Raw genomic sequence first — 15,593 nt, 5'->3', positions numbered from 1 at the left:
GCGCCCGCGGCACACCCGCCAAGGTCAATGCGACCGCTGGTCTCGAGGCCAGCGAAGGAGTAAACTCGGCCAGCGTCTCGGATGGCAGTCATGAGAGCGTACGTTTTTGTCCATCCTCTCACCGGACCCCTACTACGCACCGGTGCCGGAAACGGACGAGACGCTGGCGCTGATGACGGTGATCGACGCGACGTTCCTGGACTGCCCGTGGTACGGCAACCGCCAGATAGCGCGGCACCTGCGGCGTGCCGGGCACGAGGTCGGTCGCCGTCGGGTGCGTCGCCTGATGGCGAAGATGGGGCTGACGCCGATCTACCAGCGGCCCCGCACGAGCGATCCGCACCCGCAGCACCGGGTCTATCCGTATCTACTGCGCAAGCTGACGATCGAGCGGCCCAATCACGTGTGGTGCGCCGACGTGACGTACATCCCGATGCGCCGTGGCTTCCTCTATCTGGTGGCGATCATGGACTGGGCGACCCGCAAGGTGCTCGCCTGGCGGCTGTCGAACACGATGGACGCCGGCTTCTGTGTCGCGGCGCTGGAAGAGGCGTTGGCCTGGTTCGGCAAGCCGGAAATCTTCAACACGGACCAGGGCAGCCAGTTCACCAGCTACGCCTTCACCAGCGTGCTGCGTGATGCCGAGGTCCGCATCAGCATGGACGGTCGGGGACGGTGGATGGACAACATCTTCATCGAGCGACTCTGGCGCTCCCTGAAATACGAGTGCGTCTATCTCCACGCCTTCGAGACCGGCTCGGAGCTGCGGGCTGGCCTTGGCCGGTGGATCACCTATTACAACACCCAGCGTCCGCACTCGAGCCTTGCTGGCAGAACGCCGGCCGAGGCCTATCGATGGGACGGGCAATCAGATTATGGGGGGCATGCTCCCCATAATCTGATGATCAAGCAGGCGGCATGAACGACAACCGGGTTTAGCTTAACTCAGCCGCCAAACTGTCCAAGAAGGCGGGACCACCTCACCATCCGCAGCCTCGACCGCCGTGTATCCAAGATCGCTCAGCACCTCGGCGATCAACATCCTCACGGTAGGCTCATCATCCACTACCAAAACCGTTTCACCAGCCTCGGCCCGTGGAACGGCGAGGCGCAGAACCCCGGCGCAAAATGCCGCCAATCGCGGCGGCCGCGTCGTTATCCCACTTACCCCTGAGGCTTGGCCTCAGCCCCGCGCGAAGCGGTTGCGGCGCAACTCACCCAAAAGCGATCAATTCGCATGTCTGTATATATATGATAATGTCCTTTATCACATATTACCTGAGATCCGAACGAGCCGTTTAAACGCCTCCGAAGATCCACCGCAAAAAGGGATGCCGGCATGATTGAAAATGAGGACGAGGCTTTTGCCGACAACTACGCCGAGCGCGACCAGGCGAAGGCGCTGCGCGAGCAGGCGCGCGCGGGCGGGCTGCGTTTCGAGGCGTATCTACCCGGCGACATGGCTGATTGGCTGTTGGCGCAGGTCGAGCGGGGCCATTTCGTTGATCCGTCCGAGGTCGTGTTCGCGATCGTCAAGAACTTCATCGACATGGAGCCGCACCGCGATTTGCGCGACGAGCTGTTGCGCCGGATATTGGACGAGTCGGTTGCGCGCGGGCTTGAGGACGTGAAGGCGGGCCGCGTTCGTCCCGCCGATGAGGTGTTTGACGAATTGCGCCGGGAGCTGGCGAAGCCCCGCCCCGAGCCGGCCCGCTGGCAGAAGATCGCACGATGAACCAGCTCGCCCCCCTGCCCTCGCCGGCGCTGGCGTTGCCGGTCTTGATCGCGGCGGCCGACAACGCCACGCGGCTGCGCTTCCTTGAGTTCTTCGCCGTCACCATCCGCAATCCGCATACGCGCCGCGCCTATGCGCGTGCGGCGGGCGAGTTCCTGGCCTGGGTAGCGGAGCGCGGCGTTGCCTCTCTCGCCGGGGTGCAACCGCTCCACGTCGCGGCCTGGGTCGAGGCGCTGGGGCGCGAGCTGGCCGCGCCCAGCGTCAAGCAGCAGCTCGCCGGCGTGCGTCACCTGTTCGACTGGCTGGTGACGGGCCATATCGTGCCGGTGAACCCTGCCGGATCGGTGCGCGGGCCGGCGCATAGCCAGCGGCGCGGCAAGACGCCGGTGCTGGCCCCCGACGAGGCGCGGCGGTTGCTCGACAGCATCGACGTGACCACCCATGCGGGCCTGCGCGACCGTGCCCTGATCGGGTTGATGGTCTATAGTTTCGCGCGGATCGGCGCGGCGCTAGCGATGCGCGTCGAGGACGTGTTCGTGCAGAACCGCCGCCTGTGGGTCCGCCTCCACGAAAAGGGTGGCAAGCGCCATGAAATGCCCTGCCACCACAATCTAGAGGATTATCTGACCGCCTATATCGACGGGTGCGCGCTGCGCGAGGATCGCAAGGGACCGCTGTTCCGCACGATCGCACGCGGGACTAAGCGACTAAGCGATACCCCCCTGCCCCAAGCCAATGCGTTCGCGATGGTGCGCCGGCGCGCCGGCGCGGCCGAGATCGGGACGGCGATCGGCAACCATTCGTTCCGCGCGACCGGGATCACCACCTATCTGAAAAATGGCGGGACGTTGGAGACGGCCGCGACGATGGCGAACCACAGCTCGACGCGCACCACCCAGCTCTATGACCGGCGCTCCGATGACGTGACGCTCGACGAGGTGGAACGGGTGTTGATCTAGCGGTCGCGATCGTCCAGTCGGGCGTTCAATCAATCAGCAATTCAAGGTCAGGATCAGCCTTCGCCTTCGCGGCCTGAAAGGCGGGCCGCTCCGTCACCCGCTTCAGATAGGCGCGAAGGTTTGGATAAGGCGACAGGTCCAGTGGAACGAATGCCCGCATCGTCGTCAGGGGAAACATGATCATTATGTCGGCAACGGTGAACGTATCGCCGGCCAGCCAGACATGCCCCTGGGCGAAATGGGTCTCAAGTGCCGCCAGATTGCGGGCGGCGCGATCGTGCATGACCTGAACCATGCCTCCTTCACCCATCAGCGTCATCATGCAGGGCATGAGCGAGCCGTTGGCGAAATGATACCAGTACAGGTAGCTGGCAAAATCTGGATGATCCGATGGCAGGGTCAGCCGGCCGTTCCCATGCCGCGCCACGATATAGTCGATGATCGCACCCGATTCGGCGAGGACCAGGGTGTCTTCGGTGATGACCGGGGCCGTCCCGGACGGATGCAGCGCCTTGTATGTGGCGGGAGCGAGCCGGGTGACGGGATCGCGCTCGTAAAGCACCAGTTCGTAGGGAATGGCCAGTTCCTCGCAAAGCCAGACGATCCGGTCCGATTGCGAAATGCCAAGATGATGGACGGTTAGCATGATCGTCTCCTGATTTTAGAACATTCACGATTTCAGGGTTGGCGATCCGTGGAGAACCGCCACGAGGCTGCGAACCTGATCGCGCAGCCGGATCACGGACGTTGCGTCGATGTCGAGACCCGCTGCGAGAGCGGAGGGCACTTTCTCGGCGGCTGACCGCAAGGTGCGGCCTTTCGCCGTCACGTCGATCAACACGCGCCGTTCGTCCCCGGCGTCGCGGGTGCGGCTGATGAGGCCCGCCATTTCCATGCGCTTGAGCAGCGGCGTCAGCGTGCCGCTGTCGAGATAGAGCATGTCGCCGAGCGACCCGACCGTCTGGGGCGACTGCTTCCAGAGGACCAGCATCACCAGATATTGGGGATAGGTAAGGCCCAACTCGGCGAGGATCGGTCGATACAGCCGATTGAGCAGGTTCGAAGCGGCGTAGAGCGGAAAGCAGACCTGCCGGTCAAGGTCGAGAGGGTCGCCATCGTCCGGCAGGTCCATGTCATTCGTCCTCAGTTGGTCGCGACGGTGATTGCGACGTCGATGTTGCCCTTCACCGCGTTCGAATAGGGGCAGACCTCATGCGCCTTCGCAACGACTTCCTCGGCCGCCTCCTGATCGAGGCCGGTGATCGTCACGTCGAGCGCGACGGTCAGCGCAAAGCCTCCCGCACCGTTGGGCTGCATCCCGACGGTTGCGACCACAACAATATCGTCGTCCTTCACCTTGTCGGCCGCCGCGCGCGTCACATGGATCACCGCGTTCTCGAAGCAGGCGGCATAACCGGCCGCGAACAGTTGCTCGGGGTTGGTCGCGTCCCCCTTGCCGCCAAGCGCCTTGGGAAGGGCCAGCGCGAGATCGAGCAAGCCGTCGTCGCTCTTGATGGTTCCGGCCCGGCCGCCGATCGCCGTGACCTTCGTGCTGTACAATGCGCTCATCGACTCATCTCCATAGCTAGATTTGACACAAATATATTGTTCACAATATATTTGTGTCAAGGAGGCGGTGGCCTATGACCTGACGGCGAACGAGGTGGAGTGGGTGTTGATCTAGGCAGCGATCGGCGGCGCACATTCTCAGCGGCCAGCCTGCCAGTGGAAGCCTACCCGCTGCGCGTTGCTGATCGCGAGCGGCTCGCCCTTGCGCCAGAACGCGCGCATTTTGGCCCGTTCGTCCAGATGCGTGTCGGCGACGATCGCGCGCGCGGCCTGGATGAACTGCCCATGCCCGAACACATAGACCAGCGATCCCGTAGGCATGGCTGCGAGGCGCGTCAGCGCCGCCTCGCAGCGCCGTAGCAGGGTGGCGAAGCTCTCCGCCCCTTCCCCGTCGCAATAGTCCGGGTCCGCCTCGCTCCAATAGCGTTCGAGGTGCGGCATCCGTTCGGCGCTGCGCGTGCCGTTCCAGCGCGCCGGTTGCAGATAGGTGAACTCTTCTATCGGCCACACTTCCACCCGCACGCCGGGAAAGCGCGCGATCGTGGGCGCGGCCGTCTGCTGCGTGCGGGTATAGGGCGACGTGACGATGAGCGCAGGCGCTTGCGTCCAGCTCGCCGCGACCGTCCTCGCCTGTTCGTGGCCGCGCTCGGTCAGCTCGATCGTCGCGAGATCGTGGCACGGAATACCCGCGTTGCCGGTCGATTCGCCGTGGCGGACGAAGATCGCTCTCATGGCCGCTCGCGTTGCATCTGCGTCAGCTCCATTTCATGCCGGAGCGTGTCAGCGCCCAGCTCGACGCCCGAAGGCCATGCCAGACTATGACCCCACTCCCCTACCCCGACTAGCGCGAACACGTCCGGATCGCGCAGCGTCTCGAAATGGCGATCCGCCAGCAGGCCGGTCAGGTTCAGCTCGCCATTGATGCCATCGGACCAGGTGAGACGCAGCGACGCCGGCCCGGTCACTTGGACGGCAAGGATCGTAGGCAGCTTGTCGACCGCTTCCATTTCGGCCGCGAACTCCGCCTTGCGCGCCTCATAGCGGGCGCGCCGTTCCGGACTCCAATCCTTCATGACATCAGCCATGAGTTCGCGGAACGGGCGATGACCGGCCATCTTAACAATCCTTCCTAGGTCAGAATCTGGATGCCGCGCCGCTTCGCCACCGTCAGCAGAGCGAGCGCGGCACCAGTCGGCCGCGTCGAGCCGGCCTCCCAGCGCTGGACCGTGCGCTTGTGCGCCCCCAGCAAGCCCGCAAATCCGGCTTGGCTCAAACCGCTCTCCTGGCGCAAACGCCTGACTTCGGCCGCCTCCATCGGCGGATAGAGGATTTCGTCGGTTCGATCAGCGTCGGTCATGGACGCCTATCCCCGGCACTCGCAAACAGCTTTTCGATTTCCGCCATCGGCATGAACAGGCGGTTGGGCTGTTCGGGCAACCTTACAAAATCATGCCGCTCATAAAAGGAAGCGGCCGCATCGTCCTTGGCGTCCACCACAACCGCCATCGAGGCCGTCTCGCCTCGCAGGCAGCGCCGGAGAGCATTGAACAAAAGCTCCGTTCCCAGCCCCCTACCCCGCCCTTTCGCATTGACCGCGAGCCGGCCCAGGAGTGTGGCAGGCAGGACGGGGTAGCGCGGGAGTTTCTTGACGAGCGCGGCCGGCAGGTCCGCCGCTTGTAGCGATGTATTCGACAGCGTGTAGAAGCCGAGGACGTTGGGCGACGGCGGCTCGATCAGCACATAGGGAGCCGCCACGCGCCGGCGCGCATCCTGGCTGGCCTGCGATTGCAGATAGCGATCGAGCGCTTCGACGCCGCAGGAGAAGCCGGAACGATCGTGGCGTGTCGTGTCGAGAAGCTCGATAACGGGGCTTGGGTCAATACTCACGCCTATTGGTCACCATATCGCGCCACATATGCTGCCGCCCGCTCGCGCATCTTCTTGCTCGGCTCGCGTGGGTTGAGCAGCGCCTCCACGAACGCCTTGGAATCCTTGACGCTAAGCTGGATGACTTCATGCTCCGCAATGGCGCGCTTGGCGGCATCCTGAACACTGGTCAGCACGAAATCGGTGATGCTGCGCCCTTCCAGCGCCGCCGCGTGCTCGATCAGCGCCTTTTGCTCCGCCGTCACGCGCGCTTCCAGTCGCTCGCCTCGCCGGCGAACTGGGGGGGCGCTTTCCCGTCTTTGTGCGTGGGCCATAGCTTTCTCCTTTCCTTTCGCGATGTACGGCCAATTGCCGGAAAATTCAAGATGGGCCTTTCGTCATTTCGGAGTCACGGCCGCTGGGATCGTCATTTCAGCGACGCTTGAGAGAGGCGGGGAAGCGCAGGGCGTCCGAGGTGCTATTCTCTATCGTTTGTATATCGCAATGCTATCTATATGCCGTCATTCCGCCATTAGAAAGACATATCGGGAGCGGCCCTTCGGGCACGGCTCTATCTCCGCCTGAAGGCTCCGACCAAGCCCGCAAGCGGTCTTAGCGCATAAGCGTGACGATCCTCGCGTGAGGGCCGGGGCGAGGCCCCTGCCCTGCGGTGCCGGCGTGCGCCGGCGCGTCGTTGGCCTAGTGGGGGGAAGCCGGTCCCGGCCTTCTCTCCCCCGCAACGGCAATCAGCGGGACCGTGGCTCACTCGCTGCGCTCCCTGCGCCCGCACCACTCCCGCAGATTCCCGCTGCCCCCCTCTCTCGCCGGCTGCTCCGCGCGAACTCGGGAGCGATGGCGAGAGGCCATCGCCCCGAAGGGCGATTTGAAGGGAGTAGAAGGCATGACGCAGGACAATCGCGAAAGCTGGCTCAACCGGGTGGCGGCGGGCATGGCCCCGCTGTTCGAGGCGTTGGATGCCCCCCTGCCCTCGCGCGTGCGGGTCGCGATCGGCTTCACCAGCGCGGGCCGCAAGGGCAAGGCAATCGGCGAGTGCTGGGATAACCGCTTGAGCGCGGACGGGCATTTTGAAATCTTCATCCGCCCCGACCTCGCGCACGCGCCCGACGCGATGCCGTCGCAGATCGCGGCCATCCTCGCGCATGAGCTGGTTCATGCCGCCGTCGGCATCCCGGCCGGACATGGGGCGGCGTTTAAACGCGTTGCGCTGGGGCTGGGCCTTGTCGGGCCGATGCGCGCCACCACCCCCGGCGAGGCGTTCCTTGCCGCCATCGTGCCGATCCTCGATGCCGCTGGCCCCCTCCCCCATGCCCGTCTCGACACGGGCGGGGAGTCGACCGCGCCCAAGAAGCAGAAAACCCGGATGCTCAAATGCGAGTGCGCGACGTGCGGCTATACGGTCAGGACCGCGCGCAAATGGCTGGAACAGGCCGGCGCGCCGCTCTGCCCGATCGAGGGGCATGGGGTCATGGAGCATGAGCCGCTGGAAGACGACGATCTCGAGCCGGAGGATTGAGCGCGGTCGTATATCACAACGATAGACAGATCATGCCGAAGCGATTAACGATAGTGCGCGGAGTAAGGGCATTATGATATTGGCAGTCGGAAACACGAAAGGCGGCGTAGGCAAGACCACCCTCGCCGTCAATCTCGCGGTCGCGCTGGCGCTCGCCGGCCGCGACCTGTTGCTGGTGGACGGGGACGAGCAGGGCACCGCCCTCACCTTCACCCAGCTTCGCGCCGAGCGGCTTGGGGAAGCGGGCTATACCGCCGTCGCGCTGACCGGCGCGGCGCTGCGCAGCCAGGTCCGCCAGCTCGCCAGCAAATATGACGATATCATCATCGACGTGGGCGGGCGCGACACCGGATCGCTGCGCGCCGCGCTCACCGTCGCCGACACGCTGCTGGTGCCGGTGCAGCCGCGCAGCTTCGACGTGTGGGCACTCGATCAGGTTTCGGCGCTGGTCGCCGAGGCGCGCGAGATCAACGAGGGCTTGCGCGCCGTTGCCGTGCTGAACGGCGCGGACGCGCAGGGGGCCGACAATGAGGCCGCCTTGGAGATGATCGGCGATATCGACGGTATCGAAGTGCTGCCCACGTCGATCGTGCGGCGCAAGGCGTTCCCGAACGCGGCGGCCGAGGGCAGGGCGGTTATCGAGCAAAGCCCGCGCGACCCCAAGGCGATAGACGAATTGACGGCGCTGATCGGCGCGGTTTGTATATCAAGATAATATCGGAGTGCGTGTTAATGGCTATCGCTCGTAAACCGAATAGCAAGCCCAAGCCGCCGATGGACGAGGCGGCGGCCGATGCCTTCATCGCCGGTGCGGCGAAGCCGGAGGCCGCGCCGATCGCGGCCGAGGCCGACGAGGCGGGGCGGGGGGCCGAGCCGCGCAAGTCGCCGGTGATGCTGCGGTTCGATCGCGCGCTTCTCGCCAAGGTCGATGCGGCGGCCAAGCGGCGCGGGATCAGCCGGAGCGCGTGGATTCAGTTCACCGTCAGCCGCGCGCTCGATGCCGGCGAAGGATAGGGCCGGCGAGGGGGGCGGCGCGGCCCGCGCTGGCGAAGGCTAGGCGGTTCTGGCGCGTGAAAGGTGAGTTTTGGGGTAGGTCCTCACCGTTCGGCCGCTGGCGCGCTGAAATCCACCAGCACCGGCATTTCAGGTATGTCTCCGCGCAGCTTCGCGCGCCGCACGATGCTGTGCTGGTCGATCAGGTTTTGCGCGTCGCGCCGGCCGCTCATGGTTTTCGGGAGCCACATCATCGAAACCCGCTCGACCTTGCGGCCTTTCTTGATCGGCGTGAACTCGACCCAGAAGGGGCAGAGCTTGTTGATTTCGTCCTGCGCGACCTTGAGGCAGTATTTGTTGAAATCGGCGAAGCGTCCCAACTTGCCTTCCGGCACGTTGAGCAGCCCGCGCAGCTCTGCAATCGTGAACTCTTCGCTTTGCTTGTATTCGAGGCCGATCCGCCGTTCGATCATTTCATAGAGGCACAGCGCGTATTTCGACTCGAAGCAATACATCACCTGCGTCTTGAGGCGGGCATAGACCTCGCTGTTACGCAATATCTCGATCAGCTCTTCGGGAATCCGGTAATGGAGGAAGCCGTCTTTTTCGAGGCTTTCGTCGCTGGGGCCGAGAAGCTGGACGCGGCGCTTGTAGCTCTTGCCGGCCTTGCGGATGGTGACGATCGCGATCGTGCCCATCAGGCGCAGCAGCGAGCTTTCTATGCGCTCATTGCCCTGGTGCGTGCCCTTGAGCGCGGATTTGGCGATGCGGTGAATGACCGGCTCGCCGATCCGGTCCCAGGCGTTCGCGATCAGCAGATTGTAGATTCGCCGATCAGCGAGGGTGAGGGGCGACAACTCGACAATATCGACCAGCTCGCCGGGTTTGACGATTTCCCCGTAATTGGCGGGATCGAACGGGTTTCCGCGCCCCTTTTGGGCGAGGGTGAGGGCGGTTTCGTCACCTGAGGCAGTCTTTGCCTTACCGTCCTTCACTGGTGAGTTTGCTAAAGCCATGACCTCACCTTAACAGCAACGGTGAGCTAGGTAAATCCTAAAGCTCGCCGATCGCGATCAGGGGAGGGGGATACCCCAAAACTCACCGTCGATTTGACGGATACCCCAAAGCTCACCGGACTCGACCCCAACACTCACTTTTACCGACCCCAAAACTCACCGAAGGCTACCCCAAAACTCACGGGACTCGACCCCAACACTCACTTTTCGAGGCCATTTTTCCAAGTCTTCTGCGGATTTGAGGCACCCTGAATCTTGAATCAAAGAAGAATCTTTGAATCAGAAGGCGAACGGTGAGTTTTGGGGTGGCCCTGCCTGTGGATAACTCTGCGCCAGCGACACCCACACCCCCGAAGAAGAAGAAAGGCACCGCCTCTTGGGGCTTCGCCCCACCGGCTCGCGGCCTACGGCCGCCCCGGATCGCTACGCGATCCTCCCACCCGGCATCCCCATGATGAGCCGGCTTCGCCGGCACGCCTTTAATGATTTGGAGATGGTCGCAACCGTCGCACTCCTACCGCCAGCACACCGCCTAGACCCAGCGTCGCAAATGGCTTTCCAGAAAAGCCAAGCGGATATGTGGGCGCTCGATCGGAGAGGCAGGGGAGGCGGAAGCGTTCCGGCAGAGGCGATTTCCGGGCCGCACAGCGCGATTCCGGCTGTTGGACAGGGTTTCCAGCGTCGGAACCGCCGATGGCCCTCTACGGGCTTCCCAGGCGGCAGATTTTTCCCGCGCGAGATCTACAACCCTTCGGGGTATCACCCACCGCCGCGCGATATGCGAACGGTGAGCCGATACCCCAAAACTCACCTTTCGCGCGCCAGAGCGCGATTTTCCGCGCTTTCGAGCGATTTCGGCGCGACTTAATGTGCGGCAGAACGCCATTGTTCCGATACTGTTTGTATATCGGAACGATGGCGCTTCGACGGGAGCCCGTTTAAACGCTATCACGCCTTGTCGAAGCGGCCCGCGAACTCACGATCGGCATAGTATTTGAGCTTGGCGGCGACGATCGGGCGTCGCCCCGCGAGGAACAGGAGCTGCAAATCCTCGCGCAGCGTGCGGACTTCATCGGGAGTGAGCAGCGGGCGGCCGATATGGGGTGACTACACGAAAGTGAGTTTTACGTACGCTAAGAGAGAACCTTTGGCGAACGGACGGGCTGTCATGCGGCCAGGAGCGACGACGGCGTGCGGAGCGGACGAAGCTGGCCGGGATCGGGGCGGCTTTCGACATTCCAGCGATAATCGCAGGTGAGATATGCTCCCATCCCAGCGGGGCGATGTGGCGGGCGACGTCGTCCGGGATCGCCAGCGCCCCGACCGCCTGTTCAAGATAGCGGGTGTTCCACAGGATGATGGCGGCCACGAGCAGATTGAGGCCGGAGGCGCGATAGGTCTGGTCCTCGAACCGCCGGTCGCGCAGTTCGCCGAGCTGGTTGAAGAAGAGCGCGCGGGCCAGCGCGTTGCGGGCCTCGCCCTTGTTGAGTCCAGCCTGGGTGCGCCGGCGCAGGTCGAGATCGCGCAGCCAGTCGAGCATGAAGATCGAGCGCTCTATCCGCCCGACCTCGCGCAAGGCCAGCGCCAGTCCGTTCTGGCGTGGGTAAGCGGACAATCTGCGCAACATCGCCGATGCGGTGGCGGTGCCGCTGCGGATCGAGGTGGTGAGGCGCAGCAGTTCGTCCCAATGGGCCGCGACATGCCCGATGGCGACCGGATCGCCGGCCATGCCGGCCAGCAGCGGCCCGGCTTCCTGACCCGGCAGCAGATGGAGGCGCCGGTCCTTCAGGTCGCGCAGGCGCGGCGCGAAGCGGTAGCCGAAGAAGGGCATAAGGCCGAACACATGATCGGATGCGCCGCTGGTATCGGTGTAATGTTCTTCGATCGACAGGCCGGTGGCATGGTATAGTAGCCCGTCGAGAACATAGGGGCCTCACCGGCAGTCGCCGCGATCACGCGGCTCGCGAACGGATCATATTGGTCCGACACATGGGTGTAGAAGCTTACCCCCCGGCTCATTGCCGTTGCGGGCGTTGATGTCGCCGATTGCGGCACCGCGCCCGCCCGTACGGCGAGCAACAATACCCGCTGCTTCTTTCTATTTTCACCGCTAACAACGATAAGGGCTTACTCGCCGTTCTCAGTTAAGACTGTCAATGGATATGTTACGCCGTGACGCGCGCGCGCTTTAGCCTTAGCTCTCTGGTGATTATCTCTCAGGTTCTTATCGGATGTGGTCAAGAATCTGTAGATATTGTTAAACGAAAAGACGGCGCGTTGGTTTACTCTCGCCCCTCCGTGGACACAGCGCTAACCAACTTGAGTCGTGGTAAGTTCCAACGAGTTAATGACTGCATTGTGTTCATAACAGGTAAAAGCGTCTACACTCCCATTCTGTCATCGGGAGTGACCTTCTCGTCGCAAGGAGACTTGGAACGGCAGGTGGTTGAGCTTGGTGAGGAATATGCGGTCACAGGGCTTGATTATGGGAGGGCGGTCGAGTTGAAGCTCAACCGGAATCCTTCAGTCCAGGCTTGCGGCTATCCGCCGGCATTCGTCGGTTCAATCAGCGATCCGAAGGACTTCCCACCGCCTGCGCCCCCGCCGCCTGCATAGATTCATCATAATGGCCCCGGACAGCGAAGCAGTTTGAAGACGGATCGTCCGGAACTCCATGCTCCTCCGTAGCGGCGCGATAATCTGAATGACGAGGAAATTACTGGTCAACTCAGGATCAGAGTTCAGCATTCGTTCTCGCTTAGCGTACACAGAATGCACTTTCGTGTAGTCACCCTATGTCCTGAAGGATCGGCCAAAGCTGGAGGCCATAGCCCGCCATCAGCCCCATCGCGCGCTCTACCGGCTCCAGTCGGCCGAGGGCGGCGAACTCATCGAGCAGGAACAGCACCGGGCGTTCCGGCCGGGCAGGGGAGCGCGCCATGTCGGTGACGGCCTGCGCGACCAGGAGCCGCAGCCACCGCGCATAAGGGGGGCGTTTGCGGGAGGGGGCGGAATCCTACGCTAAGGATTTGGGCCAGCGATATTCCCCGGTTAGATTGATGTGTTCCCATCCCAACGGCGAGACGTGGGCGAGTAGATCAGGCGCGATATGGGTACCGCTGGCGGCCCGGGTATTGACGACCTCGCCGAGCTTCATGGTGTTCCAGAATATGATGATGGCGGCGAGCAGGTTCATTCCGGCGATGCGATAGTGCTGGCCTTCGCCGGATCGATCCCGGATTTCACCTCGGCGGTGGAAGCTGATGGCGCGCTTTAGGGCGTGGTGGGCCTCACCCTTGTTGAGGCCGATCTGAGCCTGGCGCTGGAGGCCGGCATCAAGAATCCAGTCGATCATGAACAGGGTTCGCTCGATGCGGCCCACCTCTCGCAATGCGAGGGCCAGCTCATTCTGGCGCGGGTAAGAGGCGAGCTTGCGAAGAATCTGGCTGGGGGCGACGATCCCCGCTGCGATCGTCGCCATGATGCGCAGGATGTCGGGCCAGTTGCGCTCGATGAGCGGTTCATTGATCTTACCTCCGACCAGCGCTCGCACATTGGCCGGCGTCGCGTTGGGCGTGAAGGCATAGAGTCTTTTCTGAGGGAGATCGCGGATACGGGGGGCGAACCTGTAGCCGAGCAAGGCGCAGGCGGCGAACACATGATCGGTGAAGCCGCCCGTGTCGGCAAAATGCTGGCGAACGCGGCGGCCCGCGTCATTCATGAGCAGCCCGTCCAGGATATAGGGAGCCTCGCTGACCGTTGCCGGGATCACCTGGGTTGCGAACGGCGCATATTGATCGGACACATGGCTGTATCCCTTGAGGCCCGGGACGTTGCCATATTTCGCGTTGATCAGATTCATCGCCTCGCCCTGCTCGGTAGCAAGGAAGAACTGCCCGTCGCTGGATGCCGATTGCCCTTGTCCCCAGAAGGCGGCCATGGGCAGGGCGGCGTGGGCCTCCACGATCATGGCGAGCGCCCGATCATAGGCGCTGCCTTCGACATGCCAGCGCGCGATCCGCAGCAATTCCCAGAAGCTGTGCGTGTTGGTCGCCGCCGCCATCTTGCGCAAACCGAGATTGACGCCTTCCGCCAGCAACACGTTCATCAGGCCGATCCGGTCGCTGCAGGGCGCGCCGGTGCGCAGATGCGTGAACGCCTCGGAAAATCCGGTTCGCTCATCGACTTCCAGCAACAGATCGGTGATCCTCGCGGGCGGGAGCTGTTGATAGAGATCGAGCACGAGATCCTCGGCCCCTTCGGGCGTGTCGGCCCTCAGCTTGTCGATGTGCAGCTTGCCGTTCTCGATGATGCCGCCTGGGATCGTGCCGGTTCGCGCCGCGCGGCCAAACTCCTTCAGCCGTGTATCCAGTCGAGCCCTGCGCTCGGCCAGCCATTCGCCGGGTCGCAGCGGCACGGCGAGCCGCGCGGTCTGCTCTATCGCCTGTGGCGGGACCAGAAGCTGCTTGAGGTCGCCATAGCGGCGCGATCCCGCCAACCATATGTCACCGGACCGGAAGGCGTCGCGGATGTGGAACAGCACCGCGATTTCCCAAAGCCGGTGGTCGCCGCTGGGCTCAGCGCAAAGATGACGATGCCATTTCGAGTTGGGACGTAGAAAATCCACCGGCGGATCGACCTTGATCCCGTTACGCAGCATCGCAACGGCCGCCAGAAGAGGCGTGGCGATCGGCGCCGCCTGCATGTCGAGCAGGCGCAGCATCCTGGGCGCGTAGAGGCGGAAACGGTGATAGCCGTCCAGCACACGGCTGAGCGGGTCGGCCGCGAGCACGTTGGTCAGCGCGGAGGCCGTGGCGACAAGGGTTCTGAACCGTTCCCAGCCAGGCCCGGTGGCGATTATCCCGTCCAGGGCCGTGCCATCGTCCTGCGCTCCAAGCAAAGCACCACCGATTTCGGCAAAGGACTTCAGCGTGTCCCGAACGGCCGCCTTTTCGTCGGCGATCCTGGTGTTGCAAAGGCGTTCGGAGGCCCGATAGAGACGGCCTACGATGCGATCGTGGGTCTCCACGATGACATCGGCCAGCGATGACCGCCATTCCAGGGTGCAGACAGCGAGGATCGCAAGCCGCCTGTCTTCGGGCAGATCACGCATGCCGTCGGCGTAATAGCGCTCGCCCTGCCGGCGAAGCCGGGTCACACGATGCGCCGGCACGCCGTCCAGCAAATCCGCCGGAAGATCGAACCTTTGAAGATATTCCAGTCGATCCATCAGCCGGTTAGCGGCTGCTGAATTTGCGCCAACCTCGAACTGTCGCAGCCATACGAAGCGCGTGACGCGACCATCCACCGTATCCTCCAACAGGTGAGCCAAATTCTCGCTCAGGGTTGGCGTGATGCGATGGGCGATAAGATCCTCGATCCGGCGCTCGGCCTCAACCAGCGCATCGGCGCAAAGGCGCTCGATCGTCGAGGAGCCGGGAAGGATCGTGCGGGTGCGGCGACACTCCGCAACGAAGCGACGGGCAAGATCCTCATTCGATGTCGCCGCCTCGGCTTCCCGAGCGATCCATTCGCGCAAATCCCGTGCGCCCCGCCCCGAAAAGGAGCGATAGCCGTAGATTCGGCGAAGGTCCGCCAGATGCTCGTGCCGGGTCTCCTCGCGCGCGGCATAGAGGAGTAGATCGTCGCTGGTCAGGCCGAGCTGGGCCGCGATGAAATCCGATACCTGCGCCGGGATCAACTCGCCAGGAGCGAGCACCCGGCCCGGGTAGCGCAGGACGCACAGTTGCAGCGCGAAGCCAAAACGATTGTGGGCGCGCCGGCGCTGGCGGATATGCCCGAGATCCTCATCGCTGAGGGTATAGTGCCGCAGCAGCTCACCTTGATCGACCGGCAAGTGAAGCAGCGCCTCGCGCTGTCGATCGGTCAGGGTCACGCGACGCGGCATACATGCTCCTTAT

Annotated in this window: 16 protein-coding genes and 3 pseudogenes; 6 read left to right on the top strand and 13 right to left on the bottom strand. The window is 63.5% G+C overall.

Features of this window, described 5'->3' with window-relative positions:
- Positions 1 to 106: 106 nt before the first annotated feature.
- The 3 genes and pseudogenes from QOL62_RS18500 to QOL62_RS18490 form a co-directional block, all read left to right on the top strand.
- Positions 107 to 922, top strand: a pseudogene (locus QOL62_RS18500) (IS3 family transposase); the annotation flags it as partial.
- Positions 923 to 1,339: 417 nt separating this feature from the next.
- Positions 1,340 to 1,735: a CopG family transcriptional regulator gene (locus QOL62_RS18495; protein WP_283407182.1), complete on the top strand. Its 396-nt coding sequence runs from the start codon at positions 1,340 to 1,342 to the stop codon at positions 1,733 to 1,735.
- Positions 1,732 to 2,694: a tyrosine-type recombinase/integrase gene (locus QOL62_RS18490; RefSeq protein ID WP_283407181.1), complete on the top strand. Its 963-nt coding sequence runs from the start codon at positions 1,732 to 1,734 to the stop codon at positions 2,692 to 2,694. Before QOL62_RS18495 ends, QOL62_RS18490 begins: the two co-directional genes overlap by 4 nt.
- 25 nt (positions 2,695 to 2,719) lie before the next feature.
- On the opposite strand, the gene QOL62_RS18485 is transcribed toward QOL62_RS18490, so the two are convergent.
- The 8 genes from QOL62_RS18485 to QOL62_RS18450 form a co-directional block, all read right to left on the bottom strand.
- On the bottom strand, positions 2,720 to 3,340 hold the full coding sequence (locus QOL62_RS18485) for a glutathione S-transferase family protein (RefSeq protein ID WP_283407180.1): 621 nt from the start codon (positions 3,338 to 3,340) through the stop codon (positions 2,720 to 2,722).
- Between the two features lie 24 nt (positions 3,341 to 3,364).
- A complete protein-coding gene (locus QOL62_RS18480) occupies positions 3,365 to 3,826 on the bottom strand; it encodes a MarR family winged helix-turn-helix transcriptional regulator (protein WP_283407179.1) in 462 nt (153 codons plus the stop codon).
- A gap of 11 nt (positions 3,827 to 3,837) precedes the next feature.
- The gene (locus QOL62_RS18475; protein ID WP_185703193.1) at positions 3,838 to 4,263 is read right to left on the bottom strand and encodes an Ohr family peroxiredoxin; all 426 of its coding nucleotides are present in this window, start codon (positions 4,261 to 4,263) and stop codon (positions 3,838 to 3,840) included.
- Positions 4,264 to 4,401: 138 nt separating this feature from the next.
- Positions 4,402 to 4,995, bottom strand: a complete 594-nt coding sequence (locus QOL62_RS18470; protein WP_283407178.1) for a histidine phosphatase family protein — start codon at positions 4,993 to 4,995, stop codon at positions 4,402 to 4,404.
- On the bottom strand, positions 4,992 to 5,378 hold the full coding sequence (locus QOL62_RS18465; RefSeq protein WP_283407177.1) for a DUF2442 domain-containing protein: 387 nt from the start codon (positions 5,376 to 5,378) through the stop codon (positions 4,992 to 4,994). The genes QOL62_RS18470 and QOL62_RS18465 overlap by 4 nt, the downstream gene beginning before the upstream one ends.
- A gap of 14 nt (positions 5,379 to 5,392) precedes the next feature.
- The gene (locus QOL62_RS18460) at positions 5,393 to 5,620 is read right to left on the bottom strand and encodes a helix-turn-helix domain-containing protein (protein ID WP_283407176.1); all 228 of its coding nucleotides are present in this window, start codon (positions 5,618 to 5,620) and stop codon (positions 5,393 to 5,395) included.
- On the bottom strand, positions 5,617 to 6,150 hold the full coding sequence (locus tag QOL62_RS18455) for a GNAT family N-acetyltransferase (RefSeq protein ID WP_283407175.1): 534 nt from the start codon (positions 6,148 to 6,150) through the stop codon (positions 5,617 to 5,619). Before QOL62_RS18455 ends, QOL62_RS18460 begins: the two co-directional genes overlap by 4 nt.
- A 2-nt stretch (positions 6,151 to 6,152) precedes the next feature.
- Complete coding sequence (locus tag QOL62_RS18450) at positions 6,153 to 6,464, bottom strand: type II toxin-antitoxin system TacA family antitoxin (protein WP_283407174.1); 312 nt, start codon at positions 6,462 to 6,464, stop codon at positions 6,153 to 6,155.
- Positions 6,465 to 7,030: 566 nt separating this feature from the next.
- Here QOL62_RS18450 and QOL62_RS18445 point away from each other — a divergent pair.
- From QOL62_RS18445 to QOL62_RS18435, 3 genes are all read left to right on the top strand, one after another.
- Entirely contained in the window at positions 7,031 to 7,663 is a 633-nt protein-coding gene (locus tag QOL62_RS18445; RefSeq protein ID WP_283407173.1) for a transcription elongation protein SprT, read from the top strand.
- A 73-nt stretch (positions 7,664 to 7,736) separates the two neighbouring features.
- Entirely contained in the window at positions 7,737 to 8,378 is a 642-nt protein-coding gene (locus QOL62_RS18440; protein WP_010339218.1) for an AAA family ATPase, read from the top strand.
- A gap of 17 nt (positions 8,379 to 8,395) precedes the next feature.
- Entirely contained in the window at positions 8,396 to 8,677 is a 282-nt protein-coding gene (locus QOL62_RS18435; protein WP_346770708.1) for a hypothetical protein, read from the top strand.
- 83 nt (positions 8,678 to 8,760) lie between these two features.
- On the opposite strand, the gene QOL62_RS18430 is transcribed toward QOL62_RS18435, so the two are convergent.
- The 5 genes and pseudogenes from QOL62_RS18430 to QOL62_RS18410 all read right to left on the bottom strand — a co-directional run bounded on the left by QOL62_RS18430 (position 8,761) and on the right by QOL62_RS18410 (position 15,580).
- Entirely contained in the window at positions 8,761 to 9,672 is a 912-nt protein-coding gene (locus tag QOL62_RS18430) for a replication initiation protein (RefSeq protein WP_283407171.1), read from the bottom strand.
- Positions 9,673 to 10,620: 948 nt separating this feature from the next.
- The gene (locus QOL62_RS19865; RefSeq protein WP_346770707.1) at positions 10,621 to 10,719 is read right to left on the bottom strand and encodes a hypothetical protein; all 99 of its coding nucleotides are present in this window, start codon (positions 10,717 to 10,719) and stop codon (positions 10,621 to 10,623) included.
- Positions 10,720 to 10,838: 119 nt separating this feature from the next.
- Positions 10,839 to 11,743 (bottom strand): annotated as a pseudogene (locus QOL62_RS18420) (Tn3 family transposase); the annotation flags it as partial.
- A gap of 723 nt (positions 11,744 to 12,466) precedes the next feature.
- A pseudogene (locus tag QOL62_RS18415) lies at positions 12,467 to 12,661 on the bottom strand (type IV secretory system conjugative DNA transfer family protein); the annotation flags it as partial.
- Positions 12,662 to 12,688: 27 nt separating this feature from the next.
- Positions 12,689 to 15,580, bottom strand: a complete 2,892-nt coding sequence (locus QOL62_RS18410) for a Tn3 family transposase (protein ID WP_013849879.1) — start codon at positions 15,578 to 15,580, stop codon at positions 12,689 to 12,691.
- Positions 15,581 to 15,593: the final 13 nt, after the last annotated feature.

The organism is Novosphingobium panipatense, assembly GCF_900182875.1.
GTDB lineage: Bacteria > Pseudomonadota > Alphaproteobacteria > Sphingomonadales > Sphingomonadaceae > Novosphingobium > Novosphingobium panipatense.
This window is presented reverse-complemented; position numbering and strand designations above follow the sequence as displayed.